This is a genomic window from Streptomyces sp. ADMS (assembly GCF_033441795.1).
Taxonomy (GTDB): Bacteria; Actinomycetota; Actinomycetes; order Streptomycetales; family Streptomycetaceae; genus Streptomyces.
On record NZ_JAVFVX010000051.1, the window covers coordinates 18,918 to 39,187 of the forward strand.

General features: G+C 68.0%; 11 protein-coding genes and 1 pseudogene. 4 read left to right on the plus strand and 8 right to left on the minus strand.

Annotated features, from left to right (window positions below; translation table 11 throughout):
* Positions 1 to 62: 62 nt before the first annotated feature.
* The 6 genes from RB628_RS22460 to RB628_RS22485 form a co-directional block, all read right to left on the minus strand.
* On the minus strand, positions 63 to 2,057 hold the full coding sequence (locus RB628_RS22460) for a hypothetical protein (protein ID WP_318322303.1): 1,995 nt from the start codon (positions 2,055 to 2,057) through the stop codon (positions 63 to 65).
* Positions 2,054 to 3,079 carry a PD-(D/E)XK motif protein gene (locus RB628_RS22465; RefSeq protein ID WP_318322304.1) on the minus strand — a complete coding sequence of 342 codons (1,026 nt, stop codon included), beginning with the start codon at positions 3,077 to 3,079 and terminating at the stop codon, positions 2,054 to 2,056. Before RB628_RS22465 ends, RB628_RS22460 begins: the two co-directional genes overlap by 4 nt.
* Positions 3,076 to 5,628, minus strand: a complete 2,553-nt coding sequence (locus tag RB628_RS22470; protein ID WP_318322305.1) for a Z1 domain-containing protein — start codon at positions 5,626 to 5,628, stop codon at positions 3,076 to 3,078. The genes RB628_RS22465 and RB628_RS22470 overlap by 4 nt, the downstream gene beginning before the upstream one ends.
* 275 nt (positions 5,629 to 5,903) lie before the next feature.
* Positions 5,904 to 6,296 carry a very short patch repair endonuclease gene (locus RB628_RS22475; protein ID WP_318322306.1) on the minus strand — a complete coding sequence of 131 codons (393 nt, stop codon included), beginning with the start codon at positions 6,294 to 6,296 and terminating at the stop codon, positions 5,904 to 5,906.
* 232 nt (positions 6,297 to 6,528) lie between these two features.
* On the minus strand, positions 6,529 to 9,159 hold the full coding sequence (locus RB628_RS22480; protein ID WP_318322307.1) for a valine--tRNA ligase: 2,631 nt from the start codon (positions 9,157 to 9,159) through the stop codon (positions 6,529 to 6,531).
* A 259-nt stretch (positions 9,160 to 9,418) separates the two neighbouring features.
* Positions 9,419 to 10,618 (minus strand): serine hydrolase domain-containing protein, encoded by a 1,200-nt coding sequence (locus tag RB628_RS22485; protein ID WP_318322308.1) that lies wholly within the window; start codon positions 10,616 to 10,618, stop codon positions 9,419 to 9,421.
* A gap of 426 nt (positions 10,619 to 11,044) precedes the next feature.
* Between RB628_RS22485 and RB628_RS22490 the strand changes: the two genes are divergently transcribed.
* Together RB628_RS22490 and RB628_RS42675 are read left to right on the plus strand one after the other, a co-directional pair.
* Complete coding sequence (locus tag RB628_RS22490) at positions 11,045 to 12,685, plus strand: serine hydrolase (protein WP_318322309.1); 1,641 nt, start codon at positions 11,045 to 11,047, stop codon at positions 12,683 to 12,685.
* 33 nt (positions 12,686 to 12,718) lie between these two features.
* Positions 12,719 to 12,862, plus strand: a pseudogene (locus RB628_RS42675) (DUF6228 family protein); the annotation flags it as partial.
* Positions 12,863 to 12,901: 39 nt separating this feature from the next.
* Here the strand turns inward: RB628_RS42675 and RB628_RS22495 are convergent.
* Entirely contained in the window at positions 12,902 to 13,450 is a 549-nt protein-coding gene (locus tag RB628_RS22495; RefSeq protein ID WP_318322310.1) for a hypothetical protein, read from the minus strand.
* Between the two features lie 77 nt (positions 13,451 to 13,527).
* On the minus strand, positions 13,528 to 17,046 hold the full coding sequence (locus RB628_RS22500; RefSeq protein WP_318322311.1) for an ALF repeat-containing protein: 3,519 nt from the start codon (positions 17,044 to 17,046) through the stop codon (positions 13,528 to 13,530).
* Between the two features lie 442 nt (positions 17,047 to 17,488).
* On the opposite strand from RB628_RS22500, the gene RB628_RS22505 reads away from it, so the two are divergent.
* Positions 17,489 to 17,956 carry a hypothetical protein gene (locus RB628_RS22505; protein ID WP_318322312.1) on the plus strand — a complete coding sequence of 156 codons (468 nt, stop codon included), beginning with the start codon at positions 17,489 to 17,491 and terminating at the stop codon, positions 17,954 to 17,956.
* A gap of 173 nt (positions 17,957 to 18,129) precedes the next feature.
* On the plus strand, positions 18,130 to 20,253 hold the full coding sequence (locus tag RB628_RS22510) for an FG-GAP-like repeat-containing protein (RefSeq protein WP_318322313.1): 2,124 nt from the start codon (positions 18,130 to 18,132) through the stop codon (positions 20,251 to 20,253).
* Positions 20,254 to 20,270 lie beyond the last annotated feature (17 nt).

Here is a 20,270-nt window from a genome sequence, read left to right on the forward strand (position 1 = left end):
CCGCCAGGGTTCGACGACAACGACGTCTTCGGAAGGAGAGCGATACGGAAGGGCGCGCCGTGTCACGAAGCCCTCACCGCCTCGACCTTGATGCCGATCTCGGTCATGGTGTCCGGTGCCGGACGCACGAGCGCACGCCAGACGGCCTCGCCGCCCTCGATCACACACGTCTCCGAGGGGTGCACGAGTCCGTTGCCGTCCTCCCAACCGAGAAGCACAGGCATGCTCGCCCCGATCGGCGGATCGGTCTCGCGTCCGCCCGAACCGGGAAGCGTCACGGCAAGATCGATCCGGACCCGTTGGGGTCCTGGGACGGGTAGCCGGAACTCCTGGACCAGCACAGAGGCGTCGTCATGATCGTCGTAGTAGGGATCGCCGACATACTGCACGCGCGGACGACGTCGTGGCATGTCGGTTCCGCCGTGTTCCGGCACGCCGTCGAACGATTGCCGGTCGGTGTCGAAACCGCCTGAACCGACCGCATCACCGGCTGCGGACTGCTCCTTACCAGACGGTGTTTTCGGAACGGGACGGCCAGCGGTTGAAGAGGCGGCGTCACCCTCAAGCTCCTCAGACCGTGAGGCGCGTGTGAACGTGCTACCGGGCTTGGCGTAAGCGGTGGCTCCGCCGATTCCCCACGCGCCACCCACCAAGCCCGAAAACATTGAACTGGCCGCCCCCAGAGCGACATTGCTGGCTCCAGGGCGGGCGACTCCGCCGAGGGAGAGCAGGCTGTCCAGCGCCTCGTTGATGCGGCTGAAGGTCGTCTGCACGTAGGTGCTCTCGGGCTTTTCGAGAGACTGAGGGTTCCAGGCGTCGTGTGTGGGCGGTTCGGCCTTGGCATAGATCTCGTCCATGCTCACGTCGGCTCGGAAGACACCGGCATAGCCCTGGTTCTCGCTCGGAGGCTTCGGACCGGGCCGGTAGGTGACGACGAGCTCTGCCGGGCGCATGAGACACACGTGGTGGACCAGGTTTTCAATGTCGAGAATCCGGGACGCGCGCGTCGGTTCCAGCGGCGGCATAATCCGCTTGACCAGTCCGAGGCGTCCCAGATGCCGTCTGGGCCTCCTGCACTCCAGATCAATGCCGGCCGAGTCGGTCATCGCCTCGTAGGCGGAGACGAACATGTTCAGTGGCCGGATCTCCTGCGGATCGGGCACGGGGTGTTCGATGCCGTCGCAGGCGACGGAAAAACGCATGGCAGGTGACTTGTTGCCCACGGAGATCATCTTTGGCCACAGATGCCAGGTGATGGTCTCAGCCAGGTAGTTGGCTGCTTCGTTCGGCGCGAGGTCGTCAAGGTTGGGGTCGATGACAACAACGGCCGTGCCGGTCTCGTCGGGACCGAAGGGTCTCAGACCCAGGCGCTGGGCAGTCGTCTCCGCCTGCTGGCCGACCAGAGGTTCGACCACCTCTCCAGAGGTATCGCCCCACCAGTGTCGACCGGTGTAACGGCGGTCTCCCCGCGGCTCGGTGGCCTTGTAGCTCTTCCACAAGGTGCAGCCGATGAGCCGGGTTTCAAGGCCGCCCAGTGCGGTTCGGCAGCGCGAGTGCACGAGGACGGTGCCGGACTTGGAGAGCAGATAGAAGATGCCCTTGCCGAAGCCGTAGGTGCCACCGCCCAGTGCTACGTCTCGCGGTTCGCCGATGTTGCGGATGAAAGAGACGAAGTCACGGTCGGTTCCCGCGGCATCGTCGGCGCGGGTGGGGCCTCCGAGTCCGCGAGTGCCCCGGTCGGAGACGGCCAGGAACCGGATCTGGCCACGTCGGAGGGTGTCGCGCAGTGGGAAATTCTCCGCGTTGTCGGGTGCACCGTCGAGCAGCAGTTCTCGCCAGGCGCCCGAGTGGGCGGGACCGACTGTACGCATGTCGATGCGGAAGTCGACGGGATCGGATGAAGAGGAGAGGCGGGCGTCCCAGCTGTTCTGGGCGGACTCACGGACCAGGATGGTGAGCAGGTCGAGTTCGGGCCGGCCGAGCTGGTTGCGGATGCCCTCGGCGGCGCTCGCGCCTTCCGGAGGATAGGGCTGGGAAAACCAGCTGGGCAACGTCACACGGACTCCTGGATCATAAAGTCGATCACTCGGGACACCTGGTCGGCTTCCATGGGCGCCGGAGTCTCACCGGACAGGTCGATGGTGTACTCCACGTCCAGTATCGAAACCGGTACACCCGCCGCGACGAGCGCTCTGCCCGTCAACCCGGGGAAGCCGGGACCCACGGAGTACCACTGCTCCTCGCTAACCAAGAAGCGCACGTCGTGGTATCGATCGGCGTCCGCAGGGCGGTAGCCGGCTTGCGCGAGAAGTTCGAGAAGAGCCCCCTCGTCGTCACACAGTCGAAGCGCGCGGTCGACCAGTTCCACCACCGCAGTGCCGGAACCATTCATCGTGGTGCGTTGCAGACGGAACCAGACCAGGCAGAGTTCACCGCCACCTGGTGCTTCGAGTTGGTCGAGTCCGTGGATCTGTGGTCTGCGGCCCTCAGATGCGGTGCTTGCCTTTACCTCGACAGCAGTGACGCCAGTCGAGAAGTCATGGCAGTGTCCCTCGGGACCGCGCCAGAGGCGGTGCGCGCTCGAATCCTTCTCAAGTAGGCGGTTGAGCAGCGTCAACTCGCCGAACAAACCAGCAAGTTGCTCGGGCCCAAGGGGAGCCTCCTGCGCTCGAAAGAGTGCTCTCCAGCGGTCGAGCACTCGGTAGAGCGCCTTAACCGGATTCTCGGACAGTTCCTTCGAGGCTTCCAGCACGTCCACGCACAGCTCCGTGAACAGATCGCTGAGGTCGTCACGCAAGCACGCGAGATCGGCATAGGTCTGGTACGTGTCCTCGTCCTCCAGCGCCCGCTTACGCAACTGGAGTACCGGTCCGTCCAAGCCGGGACGGATCTTTCGATGTGTGTGGATCGGGACCAGGAGATGGCGGTGTCCTCCGTGGTCCACTCCTACTGCCAGGGGGCCGTTATCGCGGGTGACAGGCAAGTGGGAGACCCGCAGGCGACGTTCACCCGTGGTCTGCTCGGCTTCCAGCGCCGTCCAGCGTTCCTCGACGAGTCTGCGGAGGGCGTCGTCGTTCATGCCTCCTCGCTGTCGATGAGGCTGTAGTCCTCTTCCTCGATCCGGACCTCGGACAGGTTGGCGGAGATGTACTTCTCGACCGCGCTGTCCCTGTCCCGAGGCTCGGGGAAGATCAGCCCGACGCCGATCACGTGCTCCTCGGCGTTCAAGGGCGCACGCGCTGTCTTCGTGGGGTCCGGCTCGGACACCTTGTCGATGGGGTACAGAACGAGGAGACCTGTGTCCGGGAGCTCGACACGGCGCCTGTCCATGATTCCCTTCTCGTTCAACTTCGAGGTGCCCTCGGCCAGGTCCACCGCCGCGTCGCGACGGCTCATCAGGGTCTTGATGTCGGCGAAGTCAGGGTCGGCGTTGCTGACCGCGAGTCGGGCACGGTTGTTGCGCCCGACAGTCACACCGGGGGCAAAGGTGAAGCCGTCCCCCTTCGGGTTGCCGACGACCGCGATGTTCCATCGGCGCAGTGACCCGGCTGCGGCGACTCGCTTCCGGATGTATGCGGTGATTAGATCCGCGTCGTTCTCGGGGGATTTCTCATGGAACTTGTACGCCGACAGAAACCCGATCACGAGGTCGTGGGGAACGTTGCGAAAGATGTAGCGGCCGTCCGTGGGGCGCCGTTCCACTTTGGTCGCACTCGCGGCGGAGGCAGCGACCAGACGACGTGCCGCGTCGATGTTCCCGGCCAACCAGTCGGCGTTGGTGTGGAAGTAGTGGGTCTGGACCCGCTTGCCGCCGTAGGACGAAGCTGCCGTGACGGCGTCGCGCATTTTGGCGGCTGCGGTCACACGCAGGGAGGGATGAGTGCGCAGGCGGACGGCGAACGTGAGAGGTGTTTCGTCCTCTGTCATATAGGTGTCGATGTCCCGGCGCATCTCGGTCTCGACCGTGGCCAAGTGCCGGAACCACTCCGCCAACTCGTCCGTCATCCAGATCCGGGGCAGATCGGCGTAGCCGTTCCGGAAGCCGAACCAACGTCCCATCTGGAGCAGAGTGTCGTAGGCCGAGACGGCGCGGACGAAGTAGCTGACCGACAGGCCCTCCAGGGTCAGGCCCCGCGAAAGCGTGTTACCGCCCACGGCGATGGCCACAACCGGACCGTTCTCGTAGTCGAGGCGGTCCTCACTGCTGGAGTTGTCCATGATGATGCGGCAGCTGTCCAGGACTCCGGACAGTTCGGGCATCAATTGCTCGAACGGCACCTTCGTCTCACCGAAGTCCCCGGCCCGGACGCGTTGGGTCTCCCGCTCCCAAAGACCCCGCAGCCGAGCGAGGAAGTCAGCGTCCGTCAGCGACATGGAGGCCTGCTCACGCAGACGTGCGAGAGGCCTCTTGAAGCTGTTGTGCACTGCGGTGTTGACGCTCGTGTGGATCAGCATCGTGCTGTGCTCATTGCCAGTACCGCGTACGCGTCGGGCGGCCGTGACGAGCCAGAAGTACTCAACCGCGCTGCGCAGCGTGTCGGTGATGAAGGGCTCGAACCCTTCGACGTCGGCCCGAGTCTCCGGGCGCACGTACGGAACATCCTCGTCCGGGATCGAACGGATCATGTCGTAGCCGTCGTCGGCCTGTTCCGGATCCTCGCCGTCTAGCGCGTAGCGTCCGAAGAGGACCTCCGTGCCGAAGTGACCTTCGGGCTTCGGAAGGTTGACGACGAAGTCCTTGGGATACAGGTCCTCGGCACTCGGGTCGATCAGCAGATTGGCGAACGGCGAAGCCGTGTACCCGACGTAGGCGGATCTAGGCAGGCAGCCCATGATGTCCAGGATCAGCGGGTTGATCGATGATGTGGCCACGGTGGCCTGGTCTGCCTCGTCGTCGATGATCAGGGCCGGACAGTCCTGGAGGTAGTCCGATGCCTTTTCGAGCCATCGGGCGAGCTTGCGCAGAACCGCCGCGTTCTTCTTCACCACGCACAGCACGCGCGTCTTGTTGCTCCCCCCGAAGTACGAGGCCGGGTTCTCCTGAGGGGTGAAGTCCTTGTCCAGCCCGGTCAACTGGGACCACATCGAGGGGTTCGGCTCCACGAGTTGCTGTACCAGTCGGGCCTGGGTCTGTCGGCGGAGGCCGTTGTGGATGCCGGCAAGGACGATGAACAACTTGTAACCGCGGTCGGCGGCCTTGGCCATGACCGAGGTGAAGTTGGTCGTCTTGCCGGACTGAACGTAGCCAACGACGAGGCCGCGAGTGGAGAACGCTTTCTCCTTGGGGTGGTTCAGCAGCGAGACGACGCGGGTGGAGGAGTCGTCCAGGGCTCTGATCGCGGGTTCCTGGGGCCAACCGTCCTTGCCGAGGAGGTCCACGATGGCGGGCCAGCACTTGTCCTTGGCCTGCGGGCCCGTGTACCAGGTGTCACGGTTGCCCAGGACCACCGCGTGCGGCTCTTCGAGCTCCTTGATACGGACGGTCTGCTGCTCGTGACGCTCCCGGATCTGCTGGACAACGTCCGGATGGATCCCGAATTGTTCCAGTCGCTTGACTGATTCCGAGGGGGGAAACGAGTCCAAGAGTGCTTTGAACGTCTCGTACATGTCGTCGAATTCATCGGTCATGGGAGTCGACCGTTCCCCGCTCTCGTTCGCCGAAGCCGTTCGCACTGCGGAGCCCTACTGCCTTCGTGGATCACTTCACGAATGGCACAGCACTGCGAGGCGCTCATCGGCACGTCATTGTCGTACAGGACCTACACACTATTGGGTGAGTTGGGTGTGGATAGGGGAAAGTAGTGCCCCCGATCGATTTGCACGCCGGCGATGGCGAACTCGCGGCGGAGCACCCGCCGATGCCTGCCCGCCGCGGAGGACGAGTCAGGGCTGAGAGGTTTGATTCAGGGACCACCCAGTGGTTGCTGCTTGGAAGCCACAGCGATGGCGATCCGGCGCGAGACATCCTCGGCGGACTCGTGTTCCCAGAACCTCAGGACAGTCCAGCCCGCAGAACGCAGGAGCTCGGTCGTCTCGCGATCACGTGCCATGTTCCTGTCGAGTTTGGTGCGCCACCACTCCGCATTCGCCTTTGGATGAGTTGCGTGCTGGGGGCAGCCGTGCCAGAAACAGCCGTCCATGAAGACTGCGACCTTGGTCTTGCCGAAGACGATGTCGATGGTCCGCCGTGCTGCGCCGGGCACGGGCACGTTCACCCGGTAGCGCATCCCCGCAGCGTGCAGGAGTCGCCGGACCGCGACCTCGGGAGCCGTGTCGCGAGAACTCTGTCGGCTCATGCGGGCGGACACGGAGGGAGAAGACGGGTCAGGGGCAGGCACGGAGGCATTCTGCCGGCGTTTGTGGTCGGGCGGTTCAGAGAAGCGATCAACCCTCCGTGCGCCGGGCCCGACCTTGCGGAGGAAGTTCTCTCTGAGGAGTTTGTTCGAGCGCTTGGGAATCCCGTAACTGCCGTGTACTCATGCAAGGAGCCCCGGACCACGGTCCGGGGCTCCTTCGCTGGCCTGGCCGCTAAGCAGACGGCAGGCCGTCGATCTGACCCTGGAGCCGGACGATGTCCCCCTCCGCCTTGGCCAGGCGGGTCCGGATCTTCTCCACCACGTTGTCCGGGGCCTTCGCCAGGAACGCCTCGTTGCCGAGCTTGGCCTGTGCCTGGGCCTTCTCCTTCTCGGCCGCGGCGAGGTCCTTGGCGAGACGCTTGCGCTCGGCCGCGACGTCGATCGTGCCGGACAGGTCGAGGGCGACCGTGGCGCCGGCGACGGGGAGGGTCGCGGTGGCGTTGAAGTCGTCGCCCTTTGGCTGGAGGCGCAGGAGTTGGCGGATGGCGGCCTCGTGGGCGGCGAGCTGTGTGCCCGACAGGTCCAGGCGGGCGGGGACCTTCTGGCCAGGCTGGAGGCCCTGGTCGGAGCGGAAGCGGCGGACTTCCGTGATCACCTGCTGGAGGTTGTCGATCTCGGCCTCGGCCGCCGGGTCGCGGAATCCGCTGTCCGTCGGCCAGTCGGTGATCACGATGGATTCGCGGCCGGTCAGCGTCGTCCAGAGGCTCTCGGTGACGAAGGGGACGATCGGGTGAAGGAGGCGCAGGGTGACGTCGAGGACTTCGCCCAGGACGCGGCCGGAGACCTTGGCCTGCTCGCCGCCCTCGAAGAAGGTGGTCTTGGAGAGCTCGACGTACCAGTCGAAGACCTCGTCCCACGCGAAGTGGTAGAGGGCGTCGGCGAGTTTCGCGAACTGGTAGTCGTCGTAGTAGGCGTCTGCCTCGGCGACGGTGGCGTTGAGCCGGGACAGGATCCAGCGGTCCGTGGCCGAGAGCTTCTCGACGGGCGGGAGGTCGCCCTCGATCGTGGCGCCGTTCATGAGCGCGAAGCGGGTGGCGTTCCAGATCTTGTTGGCGAAGTTGCGGGACGCCTGGACCCAGTCCTCGCCGATCGGCACGTCCGTACCGGGGTTGGCGCCCTTGACCAGGGTGAAGCGGACGGCGTCCGAGCCGTACTTGTCCATCCAGTCAAGGGGGTTCACGGTGTTGCCGAAGGACTTCGACATCTTCTTGCCGAACTCGTCGCGGACCATGCCGTGGAACGCGATGGTGCGGAACGGGACTTCGCCGTCCATGGCGTACAGGCCGAACATCATCATGCGGGCGACCCAGAAGAACATGAGGTCATAGCCGGTGACGAGGACGGAGTTCGGATAAAACTTCTCCAGGTCCGGGGTCTGTTCAGGCCACCCGAGGGTGGAGAAGGGCCACAGGCCGGAGGAGAACCAGGTGTCGAGGACGTCCGTGTCCTGGGTCCAGCCCTCGCCGGCCGGAGGCTGCTCGTCGGGGCCGACGCAGACTGTCTCGCCGTCCGGGCCGTGCCAGACCGGGATGCGGTGGCCCCACCACAACTGACGTGAGATGCACCAGTCGTTGAGGTTGTCGACCCAGTCGAAGTACCGCTGGGACATGTCGGCGGGGTGGATGTTCACGCGTCCGTCGCGGACCGCGTCCCCAGCCGCCTTGGCGAGCGTCTCGACCTTGACCCACCACTGCAGGGACAAGCGCGGTTCCAACGTCGTCTTGCAGCGCGAGCAGTGGCCCACCGAGTGGACGTACGGGCGCTTCTCGGCAACGATCCGGCCGTCGGCGCGCAACGCGGCGACGATCGCGGAGCGGGCCTCGAAACGGTCGAGGCCCTGGAACGGGCCGTGCACGGTGATGACGCCGCGCTCGTCCATGACGGTCAGCGACTCCAGGCCGTGCCGTTGGCCGATGGCGAAGTCGTTGGGGTCGTGGGCGGGGGTCACCTTGACCGCGCCGGTGCCGAACTCGGGGTCGACGTGAGTGTCCGCGACGACCGGGATCGTGCGGTTGGTCAGCGGCAGCTTGATCTGCTTGCCGATGAGCGACGCGTATCGCTCGTCGTCGGGGTGGACCGCGACCGCGGTGTCGCCGAGCATCGTCTCGGCGCGGGTCGTCGCGACGACGAGGGTCTCGTCGCCTTCGCCGTACTTGATGGAGACGAGCTCGCCGTCGTCGTCCTGGTAGTCCACCTCGATGTCCGAGATGGCCGTCAGGCAGCGCGGGCACCAGTTGATGATGCGCTCGGCGCGGTAGATCAGGTCGTCGTCGAACATCTTCTTGAAGACGGTCTGGACGGCCCTGGAGAGACCCTCGTCCATGGTGAAGCGGTCACGGCTCCAGGCGACACCGTTGCCGAGGCGCTTCATCTGGCCGGCGATCTGCCCGCCGGACTCGGCCTTCCACTGCCAGACACGGTCGACGAAAGCCTCACGGCCCAGGTCGTGGCGGGACTTGCCTTCCTTGGCGAGCTCACGCTCGACCACGTTCTGCGTGGCGATTCCGGCGTGGTCCATGCCCGGCTGCCACAGCGTCTCGTAACCCTGCATGCGCTTGCGGCGGGTCAGGGCGTCGATCAGCGTGTGCTCGAAGGCGTGCCCGAGGTGCAGGGAGCCGGTGACGTTCGGCGGCGGGATGACGATGGTGTACGCGGGCTTGTCGCTCTTCGCGTCGGCCTCGAAGTGACCCCGGTCTACCCAGCGCTCGTACAGCTGCCCCTCTACCTCGGCCGGCGCGTACTGAGTCGGCAGTTCGGGGGAGCTGTTCGGCCCACTGTCGGGGCGCTGAGTGTTGTCGGTCACGACGGCCATTCTAGGGGCCCGGCGTCTCTGCCCTCGCCGGACTTTCTCTCCGCTCGCGGGCCGTAGCCAGGGCATGAGAGTGGCCGCACGAAGGCAGTCCAAGTGTGACCAAGAACGCTCTCGTGCGGCCGCTCGCTAGCTTACCCCCGCCGCGGCCGCCGAGGGATTGCTCGATTGCGCCCGGCGGTCAGTCGAACATGAGCTCGGTCGGGCAAGTTGGTGCCCCACCGGCCCCAGCTCACCTCACCCGGCCAAACACCTACCGCGGCGAAACCGCCCCGTCATACACGTTCTCCGGCGTGACAACCCCCGTGATCGCCCGTGCGAGGAGTGTGGACGGTTCCTGGCCCTGGCTGAGGGAGTCCGTGTTGATCATGATGACCAGAGTGGCCTTCTTCGAGGGCAGATAGACGGTCACCGTCTCGTAGCCCGGGATTGAGCCGTTGTGCCCGATCCACCCGCCGGTCTTGAAGATGCCGAGGCCGTAGCTGAGGCCGGGGAATCCGGTCGGCAGCGTCTTGAGTCGCTGTGCCTGGGTCTGGGGGCTGAGCAGTTCCCCGGTGGCGACGATCGGCGCCCAGCGGCGCAGGTCGTGCAGGTTGGAGATCATCGCCCCGGCCGCCCAGGCCCAGCTGGGGTTCCAGTCCGTGGCGTCGGCGACCGAGCCGCTCAGCGTCTGGTCCGTGTAGCCGCGCGGATGCGGCTCGGGGAACTCGGCTCCCTGGGGGAAAAGGGTGTGGTGCAGGCGGGCCGGCCGCAGTACCCGCCCGTCGATGAAGTCGGCGAGCCGCTGACCGCTGACCTTCTCGATCACCAGGCCGAGCAGGACGAGGTTGGTGTTGGAGTACTGGAACTCCTTCCCCGGCGCGAAGGTGTTCTTGTGCTTGAAGCCGTACGCCAGCACTTCCTGAGGCGTGAAAGAGCGCTCCGGGTTGCTCAACAGGTCCTGGACGAAGTCCGGATCGGAGGTGTAGGGGAACAGGCCGCTGCGCATCCCCGCGAGCTGACGCAGCGTGATCCGGCCGCCGTTCGGCACGCCGTGGACGTAACGGGAGACCGGGTCGTCCAGCCGGATCCGGTGGTCGTCGACGAGCTTGAGCAACGCGGTGACCGTGAAGGTCTTGGTCTCGCTGCCGATCCGCACGAAGCCGTCGGTGGTCATCGGCCGGCGGGTGACGGTGTCGGCGACACCGGTCGCGCGGACGTAGCTTCCCTTGCCGGGCATCCACAGTCCGACGACGACACCGGGGATGTCGGCCTGTCGGCGGACGTCCTCGATCGCCTTGTCCAGCCGGGCGCTCACCTCGGGGCCGAGACCGTCCGGCGGGCAGTCGTTCCGGTCATGCCGGTCGGCTTTCGCGGCCTGGACGGCCGCGACGGGAGCCGCTGCCATCGGGACCAGGGCACACGCCACGAGCAGCGTTGCGGCGAGCATCCGGCGGTGGGGGGTACGTCGCATCTGGGGGTGCCTCTTCCAGTCACGGGCAGTCACAGGCTCGGACGGCAACATCACCATCGGCAACTTGTCGCAACGGCCCCCTTCCGGTCGCGTACCGGCGAGTCCACTCGTTCGGACCGTCAACCGGGCGTTGTCAGGGCGTCAACTGGGCGTTGTCCGCGGCACGGGCATCGGCCGGGTCGATGGGCGCCCGGCCCGCCGCCGAGCTTGCGCACATGTGTGGATCTCCGGCGGCGGGAGCGACCTTGGAGCGACCTGCGGCTCGTGCCCTCGTACCCGCCGTCCGTGAGCACGTACCGCCCCTGCTGCGAGCGAGCGGCACTCTCACACGATCTGTCACGTGATCTCTCAGGTGACGCGAGGCGGCGGGCCCCCGAATGGCTCGCCGATGCGACAGGCGTCGGGGCAGGGCCTTCACTGGGGAACATGTCTCGCCTCGACCGGGCGCACGCCCGGCGCCTTCGCTCCGCTGCCGCACTGGGCCTGATCGCGGCCCTGGCCGGCGGCGGCTGTACGGGTGTCGACACCGACACCTCCGCCGCCGTCCACAGGCCGGCCGCCGCCCAGACGTCGCCGCTGCCCACCGTCCCGCCGGCCCAGCCACCGCCGCGACTCACGCGGGCCAAGGTCGACGCCGCGGTGGACCGGCTCGACGGAGTCGTACGGGACGCCATGCGCAGGACCGGTGTGCCGGGGGTCGCCGTCGGTGTGGTCCATGACGACGAGGTGCTGTATCTGAAGGGCTTCGGCGAACGGAAGGCCGGCGCGGAGGGCCGGGTCGGACCCGACACCGTCTTCCAGCTCGCCTCGGTTTCCAAGCCGGTCGCATCGACCGTGGTCGCCGCGGCCGTGGGCGAGAAGACCGTCGGCTGGGACGACCCGGTCGTCGAGCACAGTCCCGGCTTCGCCCTCAAGGACCCCTGGGTCACCCGCCACGTCACGCTCGCCGACCTGTTCTCGCACCGCAGCGGGCTGCCCGACCACTCCGGGGACCTCCTGGAGGACCTCGGCTACGACCGCTCGTACATTTTGGAGCATCTACGGTACGAACCGCTGGACCCGTTCCGGGCCAGTTACGCGTACACCAACTTCGGGCCGACCGAAGCCGCGGTCGCCGTCGCGCGGGCGGCGGGCACCAGCTGGGAGAATCTGTCCGCCGACAAGCTGTACCGGCCGCTGGGCATGGACTCCACCAGCTCCTCCTTCGCCGACTACGAGAAGGCCGGGAACAAGGCCGTCACCCATGTGAAGGAGGGCGACACCTGGCAGGCCGAGTTCGTACGGGACGCGGACGCCCAGAGCCCGGCGGGCGGGGCCAGCTCCACCGTCCGGGACATGACGAAGTGGCTGCGTCTGCAGCTCGGCAACGGCAGGTTCGAGGGGCGGCAGGTCGTCGACGGCGACGCGCTGGACGAGACCCACCTGCCGCACATCGTCTCCGAGCCGCCGCACGCGCCGGCGGGCAGGACCGGGTTCTACGGGCTCGGCTGGAACGTCGGTTACGACGACCAGGGCAGGCTGAAGCTCGGCCACTCCGGCGCCTTCGCGATGGGCGCGGCCACCAGTGTCACGCTGCTGCCCTCGGAGAACCTCGGCATCGTCGTCCTCACCAACGGCGAGCCCGTCGGCGTACCCGAGGCGATCGCCAGTACCTTCCTCGACACCGCGCAGACGGGCGGGCCCACGGTCGACTGGCTGACGTTCATCGGCCCGATCATCCAGCAGGCGGCGGCGGGCGACCGCTCCGAGACCGACTACACCAAGCCTCCGCCACGGCCCGCACCGGCCAGGGCGGACAGCGCCTACACCGGAACGTACGCCAACGACTTCTACGGCCCGATGACCGTGAGCGCCCAGGGCGACGACCTCGTCATGCAACTGGGGCCGAGGAAACAGCGGTTCACCCTGCGGCACTACGACGGCGACACCTTCAGCTACCGCACCACGGGCGAGAACGCCGTTGGGCTGTCCGGCGTGACCTTCGGCGTCGGGTCCGGCGGACGCGCCGAAAAGGTCCGGGTCGAGAACCTCGACACGACCGGCCTGGGCACCTTCACCAGGGAATGAGCCTGCGCACAGGCATCACCCTGGATCGCGTCCGTGAAATCGCCGAAGCCGTTCTCCACTCCTAATCTGGACGCTCGCGCCAACGGGGTAGTGGCCTGGGCAGGGGGAAGCGGTCTCGGGCTGTTTCTGGAAGCGCTGGCGTCGGACTACCGAGGGTGGGTCGGCACGCGGAGCTGGGGGACCGACGACACGTCAACCGACGGAGCCTCGGATGTCTCACATGTACTCGAAGTACCGGTCGTACCAGTCCGTCTTCCCCAGCTCCTCGTCATCCTCCTCGTCCTCGTCCACCGCGCCCGCGGCCACGAGCACCGCCGCCAGCTCCACGTCCCCCGCCGCCGCCAGGACCGACGGCCCGACGTACGGCTCACTGAGCAGCTCGGAGGGTACGAAGGTGCAGCCCAGCTCCGTACAGACGCCGTCGAACCACGTCGCGAACTCCTCGGGCAGGCTCTCCCCGCCGCCCGGGAAATCCTCACTCGCGACCACTCGCGCGGTGACGAAATAGCCGCCGAAGTTGCTCATCATGATGTGCAGGGGGCGGTCGAGGCCCGTCGTGTCCGCCGGGATGTCGATGACGCCGTAGAAACTGGTGTCCTGGCCCAGGCCGCTTGAGAAGGACGGGCCGAAACGTTGCTGAAGGGCGCTCACCAGCCCCGCGAAGCAGTTCCGCGAGGTCACCCGGTCGAAGTCCGCGGGGTGTTCGAGGTGGCGGGGATCGTCGTGCTCCAGCAGGAGCGCCCGGATCCGGTCGGTCGGGAGCATGTCGTGCCTTCCATCGGTTCGCGTACGGGGGAGGGTGGTGGGCCCGTAGCCCGGGCCCACCACCCTCATCCATCAGGTCAGGCGTTTCTCGGGCAGGTGGGATCGGAGGACGGGAACACGGTGACGACCCTGTCCTTCTTCTTGACGACACGGGTGACGATGCACATGTACTTCTCTCCTCCCTCGCCGATGGCTTCGTCGTAGTCGACCCGGGTGACCTTGTTCTTGTTGTTCGTGGGGACGATGGTCCCGCCCCTTCCCCAGGCTTCGTCGATCAGGCCCAGAAGCGATTCCTGGTCCTTCTCCTTGAAGACGCCATGTAGGGGCTTGTCAGGGTTGGGCCTGGTATGGGCCATGACGTGCTCGATGTAGTGCTCCGTGTCGTTTCTCCTGATATAGACCAGGCCTGCCGGCGACTGGAGTACGTCATTGCCGAAGTTCGCGAAGTTGGCCGGGCAGGGGAATGGCGTCGCCGCCAGGGCCGTTCGCCTCAGGCTCCTGACACACACCGGGAAGTCCGGGCTCTTGCCGAACAGTTTCCTGAAGAAGCCGTCCGCCTTGGTGCCCCACTTGCCGAACTTGATGCCCGCGGCGCCCCAGCCCGCGAACGGCACCATGCCGGCGCAGGAAAGACCCGCGTCGACCAGTTCACCCTCGCCGGCGTACCAGGCGCAGTTGGCGCCGTCGGCGGCCTCGCCGAAGCCCGGGATCAGGCCGAGGACATCGAGGGTGAAGTGGCCGCCCTCGGAGAGGACCTTCCCCCAGTCGATCTCCTCAAGCTGGTTCAGGTAGTCCTCGAACGCTTCGTCCTCCGCCTTGAGGCCCCGTTCCTCGGCCTCGGCGGCCAGGTCCGCGAAGTGCGCCCTGATCTCCTCCTGGAGCTTCCGGAAGGCGATGTCCCCGGCCTCGTCGGCGGCCTTGCTGGCGGCGTCGGCGTCCTTGCCCGCGGCGATGGACGAGGCGTACGCGGCGTCGGCCGCCGCCCAGGCAGAACTCGCCGAGTGCTGTGCCTGGACCGCGGAGGACTCCGCGCGGGACGCCGACAGGTCGGCGCTCCGCGCGGCGCTCTTCGCGCTGGCCTCGGCGGCGCGCGCCGACCTGGCCGAGGCCGCCGCTTCGGCTGCGGACTTCTCGGCGGCGTCGGCATGGGAGTCGGCCTGCTGGGCGTACTCGCCCGCCTGGGTCGCGGACGCCGCGGCCTGCTTGGCGTACTCGGCCGCCTCGGCCGCCGCCTTACGGGCCTCCGCCGCCACCTTGGCGGCCAGCGCGGCGTCCTGCTGCGCCTTGGCGGCGATGGATGCCGCTCCGGAGATCAGGCCCAGGATCCGCGAGACGTGAGTGGTGGTGAGCTGATCCCTGCGGACGGCCCGGAACTGCTCGACCTCGATGAACCGGTGCAGCACCTGCGGCGGTCCGGCAAGTGCGACGTCTGCCGCCGCCTTGAGCTCAGGGCCGCCGATGCTCCTCAACTGGACGGCACGGACCCGCTCGTCGCTCGTACGGGCCGTGTAGTAGCCGGAGTGGATGAACGTCCGCATCCGGTCCGGCGAGCCGGAGTCCAGCGCCTCCTGGCCGGCCTTCCGCACCGCGGAACCGGCACCTTCCATGAGCTGGGTCGTCCTGACGCGGTAGTCGTTCTTGGCCGCGTCGTGCTGCCCGGTCGCGATGAAGGCGCTGATCTGCGCGGTGTCGCCGTTGAGCGCGGTCTCCGCGGCCGTGCGGACGGCCGCGTACTCCGAGTCCCAGGCCAGGTTGACGACGCGGGCGTACTCGTCCCGCTCGCCCGCCTCCTTCCAGCCGGCCCTGATGTACTCGATGACCAGCTCCTCCGAGCCCGCGAGAGCGGCCTCGGCCGTGGTGACGCTCCAGGGGCCGCGGGTCTTCGCGAAGTGCAGCGCGACCTTACGGGCCTGTACGGCGGCGACGGCGAGATCGGTGCCCGGGCTGCTCACCTCCGCAGCGAGGCGCAGCGCCTCCGCGTCGGCAGCCTTGGCCTCCTCCCCGTCCTTCTGTTCCTGCGCCTCGCGCTCGCCGTCAGCGATCTTGTAGGCCTTGGCCTGCTCGATCTCGGTGTACCTGCGGTCGGCCAGTTCCTCGGCCTCCACCTCACGGGCCAGGTCGAAGGTGGTCCTGGCCTGGACGACCGCGGCGGTCGCGGTGTCGGCTGCCGTCTTGGCCGCCGCCGCGTGCTTGGTCGACTCGGTCGCGGCCTTGGCCGCGTCACCGGCGTGCTCGGCGGCCTCGTCGGCGGCGGCAGCGGCGTTCTCGGCGTGGACGGCGGCCGAGTTGGCGGCGTCGCGGGCCTCGCGCGCCGCCTTGGCGGCCCTGGCGGCCAGCGCCACCGCCTTGTTCGCGGCTCGCGTGGCCTCGGCCGCGTGCCTGCGGGCCTCCGCGGCCGCGGCCCTGGCCCGCGCAGCCTGGGCGCTGGACACGTTGGCGTGACCGCTGGCCTCCTGCGCGGCGGCCGCGGCCAGGTCCGCGTTGGTGCCCGCGCCGGCGGCGGCCAGGGCGGCCTTGCCCGCCTCGTCGGCCGCGTCACCGGCGAAGTTGGCGGCCTCGGCTGCCTTCTTGGCGCCCGCGGCGGCGGCACGCGCACCCTCCGCGGCCTTGCGCGCCGCGGCGGCCTTTGTCGCGTCGGTCGCCGCGTCGGCGGCCGCGCTGCGGGCGCGGGACGCGGCCTGGGCTGCGCCCGCGGCGGCGGACGCGGCCTGCGCGGCGGCGTTCGCGGCGATCCGGGCCGAGGTGTTGGCGGCGTGGGACGCGCTGATCGCCTCCTGCGCGGCCTTGGCCGCACCCTCGGCGGCGTCGGCCGCGCGTCCGGCGGCATTGGACGCCCTGGTCGCGTCGTCCTTGGCGGCCTCGGTCTCGGCGGCTGCCTTCTGGGCGGCCTCCTTGGCGAGCCGGGTCGCGGCGATCGCGCGGGCCGACGCCTCCTTGGCGGCCTCGGTCTCCACCTGAGCCTGGCGGCCGGCCTCCTGCACGAGGGCGACGAGTTCCTCGATGGTGGCCTGTTCCTGGTCGCGGGCACGCGCGATGTGCTGACCCACCTCCAGGAACTCCGTCACGTCCTCGGGCGTGCCGTTGAGGGCGGCCTGGGCGGCCTCCTTGGTCGCCGGGCCGCCCGTGCTCAGGATCTGGACGACCTGGACCCGTTCGTCGTTCTCCCGGGCCGAGTACTGGCTGTCGACGATGAAGTTCTGGACGTCGTCGGCGGTGCCGTTCAGCGCCGCCCGGCCGACGTTCTTCACCTCGGGGCCGCCGGCGCTGATGATCTGGGTGGCACGGACCCGCTGGTCCTGCTCCAGCGGCGCCTGCCAGCCGGTCTTCAGGAAGGTGTCGAGGTCCGTCGGCGTACCGGCGAGGGCCAGCTGCGCGGCCTCGCGCACTCCACGGCCGCCTGCCGAGAAGATCTGCACCGTGGCCACTCGGTCGTCACTGAGCTCGGCCACCGCCTGCTCGTTGTCGAGGAACTCGCGTACGTCCGCGTCCGTCCCCAACAAGGCAGCCTCGGCGGCCGCCTTGACGCCTGGGCCACCGGCCTTCCACGCCAACAGGACCTTGCCGCGGTCCGTTGCAGGGATGTGCGAGTTGTTCAAATCCTCGCTGTATACGGGGTCTTCGAGGGCAAGAGCCGGTGCGGACCCGAGGATTCCGGCCACGAGGGAAATCAGGAGAGCCAGGCAGATTGCCCGCATTGCCCGCATTGATCGCTTCATTCTTTTTGCGGGCCTTATTCGGCTGGTTGCACCAGCAAGGGCCCTTAATTTTTGTCTCAAAGCAACAGCACCCATTTCTCGGTCTGGCACCAACCGGCCTGCCAGGTAACGGATTTCGGCCCGGCGAGCATACGCGGAAATCCGTCGGAACACTGGTGCACCTTCAATGAACGCTTGCTATCGTGACGTGCGCGATTTTCGACGGGGCGGCAGATTCGGTGGGGGCGATATGTTGAATCTCCCCTTCCGGATTCGTTCCGTATACCTCCTGGAAGGAACTTCTCTGTTGATATCCCACGCCCGTAAACTCCTGCTTTCCGGAATGACCGCGGCGGCGATCGTCGGAGCCTCCGCTTTCGCGGTCGCCAATACCGGCACCGGTACGGACGCGGACACCGAGAACGCGGCCGCCGACGTGCCGCCGTACGCCGTCGAGGACTTCGGCTACCCGGGCGCCGACAAGATCCTCGTCGAGCAGGGCATCACCCTGAAGCGCGGCGACGGCCGTATCACCCTCGCCGCCTGTGACGACGCCGCCGACCAGCTCAAGGTCCTCACCCGCGTCGGCGCCGGCGAGTTCTGCTTCAAGGTCACCTCCAGTACCGGCTACCTCGCCCTCGAACTCGCCGATGTCTTCGCGATCCAGACCGAATCCCACCCGGTCCGTGCGGAACTGACCGCAGAGGGCGTGAGCAAGATCGTCGACGTGCCCAAGAACGACTTCAAGGGCGTCGGTGAAGGCGTCAACGAGCCCCCCACCGTGCTCCTCGAACTACGCATCACCGGCTGACCGGCTGACCGGCTGACCGGCTGACCGGCAGCCCGGTCGGCCGACCGACCAGCCGACTGGCAGGCAGCACCTCTCACCTACCTGGCACGCGCGGGCGCCCCCACCCGGACTGAGCGTCCCCCCCCACCCAGGTCACACAGCAGAACCTGACGAAAAGAACGAGGAACGCCAACGTGTCCAACAGACGCACACGCGTGGCTCTCACGAGCACCGCACTCATCACCGCCCTCGCGGCGAGCACACTCGCCGCCGCCCCGGCGCAGGCCTTAGCCGGCCCCGCGGCCTCCGGCAGCACCTACTCCTTCACCGCGCGCCTGAACCTGGGAGACGGTCAGCGCGCGTGCTCCGGTGCGCTGGTGGCGCCGGGCTGGATCGCCACCGCCGCCAGTTGCTTCGCCGCCGACCCGGTGACGGAGTCTGTGCCGGCGGGCAGGCCCGCGCTGAAGACCGTTGCCACCATCGGGACCAGCGACCTGGCCACCAACGCCGGGCAGGTCCGCGAGGTCGTCGAGCTGGTGCCACGCGAGGGCCGCGACCTGGTCCTGGCCCGCCTGGCCACCCGCACCACGGGCATCACCCCGGTCAGGCTCGCCACGACGGCCCCCGTCGCCGGTGAGACCCTGACCGCCGCCGGGTGGGGCCGCACCAAGGACGAGTGGGTGCCCCTTCAGCTCCACACCGGTGACTTCACCGTCGGCGCCTCCGACACCACCACCCTGAACCTGGCACCGAAGACCGCTTCCGCCGCCGTCTGCAAGGGCGACGCGGGCGGCCCGGTCGTCCGCGACAACAACGGCACCCCGGAGCTGGTCGCCCTCAACAGCCGCTCCTGGAACGCTGGTTGCTTCGGCTCCGACGAGACCCGCACCGGCGCTGTCGCCACCCGCCTCGACAACACCGTCAGCGGCAGCCGGCTCACCGCGGGCACTGTCCTGCTGCCCGGCGACAGCCTCGTCTCCAACTCCGCCCGCCTCACCATGGGCGCCGACGGCAATCTCGCCGTTCACTCCAACGCGGGCACGATCGTGTGGTCCACCGGCACCGCCGGCAACGCAGGCGCCACCGCCCGCTTCGACGGCAGCGGCAACCTCGCCGTGGTCGGGACCGACGGCAGCACCGTGCTGTGGGAGTCCAGGACCGCCGCCCCGGGCGGCAGACTCGTCCTCCAGGACCGCGGCAACCTCGTCATCCACAACGCCCAGGGCGCGTCCCAGTGGGCCAGCGGCAGCGCCCTCCGCCACGACTACAACGGCGACGGCCGCAGCGACATGGCCAGCTGGTACGACTACGGCGACGGCCACGACTCGGTGTTCACCATCCCCGCCGAGCCCGACGGCGGACTGAAGACCCCCTTCACCGCCTGGACCAGTCCCGCCGGCAACTGGACGGCGGGGCAGATGAAGCGCACCACCGGCGACTACAACGGCGACGGCATCGGCGACCTGGCCGCCGTCTACGGCTACACCGACGGCCAGGTGAAGACGTTCACCTGGCTCGGCAAGGGTGACGGCACCTTCCAGACGCCCTTCTCCTCCTGGGCGGTGACGTCCGGTTGGACCTTCGCCCGCATGGACCTCTACAGCGGTGACTTCGACGGCGACGGCCGCGACGACCTCGCCGTCTGGTACGACTACGCCGACGGCCACGACTCCCTGTGGACGTTCACGGCGAACTCCAACGGCGGCTTCAACACCCCGTTCATGTCCTGGACGACCCCCGCGGGGAACTGGACCCAGACGAACGGCAAGCCGACGGTGGGCGACTTCGACGGCGATGGCCGTGACGACCTCGCCGTCTGGTACAGGTACGGCGACACTCGCGCGAAGCTGTGGACGTTCACGGCCACCGCCAACGGCGGCTTCAACGCCCCGATCGGCTCCTGGGAGAGCGACACCTGGGGCTCCGCGGACCGTACGTCGGTGTTCGCGGGCGACTTCGACGGCGACGGCCGCGACGACGTGGCCGCCTGGTACGACTACGCCGACGGTCACGATGCCATCCACGTCTTCTCCGCCGCGGCCGGCGGCATGTTCGGCAAGCCCGTCCAGGCCTGGTCCACCCCGGCCGGCAACATGACGCGTGCGAACCTGAAGTTCGTCACCGGCGACTACAACGGCGACGGCAACGACGACTTCGGCGCGATGTACGGCTACAGCGACGGCCGAGTGAAAATGTTCACCTGGACCGCCCAGGGCAACGGCGGTCTCAACGCACCCGTCGGCAGCTGGGAAGCCGCCGCAGGCAACTGGACCTTCGGCCGCGGCCACATGATCGAGCGCTACAACACCGCCACATGACATCTGCCAGACCTGGA

Bases quoted from the DNA above. Each gene is read 5' to 3' on its own strand.
- RB628_RS22475 (WP_318322306.1), bottom strand. From the start codon at position 6,296: ATGAGCCGACAGAGTTCTCGCGACACGGCTCCCGAGGTCGCGGTCCGG.
- RB628_RS22495 (WP_318322310.1), bottom strand. From the start codon at position 13,450: ATGCTCCCGACCGACCGGATCCGGGCGCTCCTGCTGGAGCACGACGAT.
- RB628_RS22490 (WP_318322309.1), top strand. From the start codon at position 11,045: ATGTCTCGCCTCGACCGGGCGCACGCCCGGCGCCTTCGCTCCGCTGCC.
- RB628_RS22465 (WP_318322304.1), bottom strand. From the start codon at position 3,079: ATGAACGACGACGCCCTCCGCAGACTCGTCGAGGAACGCTGGACGGCG.
- RB628_RS22470 (WP_318322305.1), bottom strand. From the start codon at position 5,628: ATGACCGATGAATTCGACGACATGTACGAGACGTTCAAAGCACTCTTG.
- RB628_RS22505 (WP_318322312.1), top strand. From the start codon at position 17,489: ATGACCGCGGCGGCGATCGTCGGAGCCTCCGCTTTCGCGGTCGCCAAT.
- RB628_RS22485 (WP_318322308.1), bottom strand. From the start codon at position 10,618: ATGCGACGTACCCCCCACCGCCGGATGCTCGCCGCAACGCTGCTCGTG.